The sequence below is a fragment of the Mycobacterium sp. 1165196.3 genome (assembly GCF_001673415.1).
GTDB lineage: Bacteria > Actinomycetota > Actinomycetes > Mycobacteriales > Mycobacteriaceae > Mycobacterium > Mycobacterium europaeum_A.
This window is the reverse complement of sequence record NZ_LZLU01000246.1, coordinates 1-2,157: the sequence shown is the minus strand read 5'-3', so window position 1 is coordinate 2,157 and position 2,157 is coordinate 1. Positions and strand designations below refer to the sequence as shown.

Annotated in this window: 1 protein-coding gene and 1 pseudogene; both read right to left on the bottom strand. The window is 70.1% G+C overall.

The annotated features are described in order from the left end of the window. A pseudogene (locus A5659_RS23930) lies at positions 1–530 on the bottom strand (N-acetylglutaminylglutamine amidotransferase); the annotation flags it as partial. Positions 531–752: 222 nt separating this feature from the next. Further along, on the bottom strand, positions 753–2,157 hold a 1,405-nt coding region (locus A5659_RS23925; RefSeq protein ID WP_156749344.1), incomplete at its 5' end, for a thioesterase domain-containing protein.

Below are 2,157 nucleotides of genomic sequence, written 5' to 3'. Positions count from 1 at the left end.
CCGCGCAGGATGGTGTTCGGCGCGGGCACCACCGAGTGGAAGCTCATGTAGTGGTGCAGGGCGACGGGGTCGATGCGGGTGTCCACGCCGCCGCCGGCCAGCAAAGCCGGCAGCGTGGACGCGAACCGAACCCGGTGACTGTCCTCGGTCAGATACAGCGGCTTGATGCCGAGGCGGTCCCGGCCGAGCAGCACCCGCCCGCTGTCGCGTTCGACGACGGCGAAGGCGAACATGCCGAACAGGTGGCTGACGAAGTCATCGCCCCACCGGTGGTAGGCCTTGATCAGGACTTCGGTGTCGCTGTGCGAGAAGAAGCGGTAGCCGTACCCGCTGAGCTCCTGGCGCAACTCCTTGTAGTTGTAGATGCAGCCGTTCCAGGCCAGCGACAGGCCCAGCTCCGAATCGACCATCGGCTGGGCGCCGGCCTCGGTCAGGTCGATGATCTTCAGGCGACGATGGCCGAGCGCGACCCGGCCCTGCGACCAGGCGCCGCCCGCATCGGGGCCCCGTGGTGTCAGCACCGCGGCCATTGCTGAGACCGCCGCTACGTCGGGCGCCTGCCCGTCGAGTCGGACCTCCCCGGTGACTCCGCACACGTCTTCGACCCTACCGTTGCCCGGATCGAAGCGCGCGTGAGCTTCGCCAAAAGCGCTGCAACGGGCCGCCGACGGCGGCGGCCGACCCGTGGTGATCACCGTGATCGACGGATGTGTGAACTGGATCGCACCGTCGCGATGTACTGGCCAGACCGCTCATGACTTGGTGGGCGGCTCGTCGTCACCGGCCGCCGCGTTGAACCGTTCGTGCGGGGCCAGTTCGCGGCGGCGTTCCTCGCGGAGCAGCTGCCAAAGTTGGCGCCCGTAGCGTGCGACCGAGTCGGCGGACAGCATCTCGTTGTGCGTGCAGTCCACCGCGTGGATGAGCACGTCGCCGGAGGCGTAGGGCTCCCAGGAGCGGGCCAGCAGCGAACTGCGGTCGCTTTGGTCCCGCACGGCGGAGAACACGCAGATGTCGCCGTCGAACAGCCGGGGCTCGTGCAGCCGGTAGAGCTCGATGTTGTCGTTGAGGTTTCCGACCAGCAAATCGACAAGCCGTCGGTGCCGTGGTATGTCGGCGACGCCGGATTCACGCAGGAGCTCCGCCAGTTGCTCGTCGGTGGGCGGCCCGGTCTGCGCGTCGACGCTGATGTTGTAGGCCCGCAGGACGTCGTCGAGCACCTGCTGCTCGCCCAGGGCGTGCTCCGGCAGGGCGATCGCGTCGTCGATGCTGGGCTGGGCGTCGAGCAGGATCAGGCGCCCGATCGCGCGGCCGCGGCGCTGCAGCTCGATCGCGATCTCGTGGGCGACGACCCCGCCGAACGACCAGCCCAGCAGGTGGTAGGGCCCGTCGGGATAGACGTCCTGGATCCGGTCGGCGTGGATCTCGGCCAATTCGCGGACCGACCGCGGGGCGGCTGCATCGGCCGATGGGGTTTGCTGAATGCCGAAGATCGGGCGGTCCAGGTACTTGCCGAGCACCCGATACGGCCAGCTCACCCCGCCGGCCGGGTGGATGCAGAACAACGGCACCCCCGAACCCTCCCGAAGGATCTGTACGGGAACGACGTCGTCGCCGTCCGCCGACTCGGCCCGCAGCCGCAGGCTCAGCGCCCTGACCGTGGGCGCGTCGAACAGGGCGCGTACCGCCAGGTCAACGCCCAGGCTGGCGTTGATCGCGGCGACCACGCGCATCGCCGAGATGCTGTCGCCGCCCAGGTCGAAGAAGGAGTCGTCGACGCCCACCCGCTCCACCCCGAGCACCTGGGCGTAGCTGTCGGCCACCGCCCGCTCGGTGGCGGTGGCCGGGGCCCGGTATCCGCTGCCGGTGTACTCCGCCGCCGGCAGGGCGCGCACGTCGAGTTTGCCGTTGGGGGTCAGCGGCAACGCGTCGAGCGCCACCACCGCGGCCGGCACCATGTAAACCGGCAACCGCTCGGCCAGCGCGGTGCGCGCCTCGCCCGGGTCGGCCGTGCCGGTGAGGTAGCCCACCAGCCGCTTGACGCCCGGCTGGTCCTCGCGGGCGATCACCACGGCCTGCTCGACGTCGTCCAGCGCGGCCAGCGCGGCCTGGACCTCGCCGAGCTCGATGCGGTAACCGCGGATCTTCACCTGCTCGTCG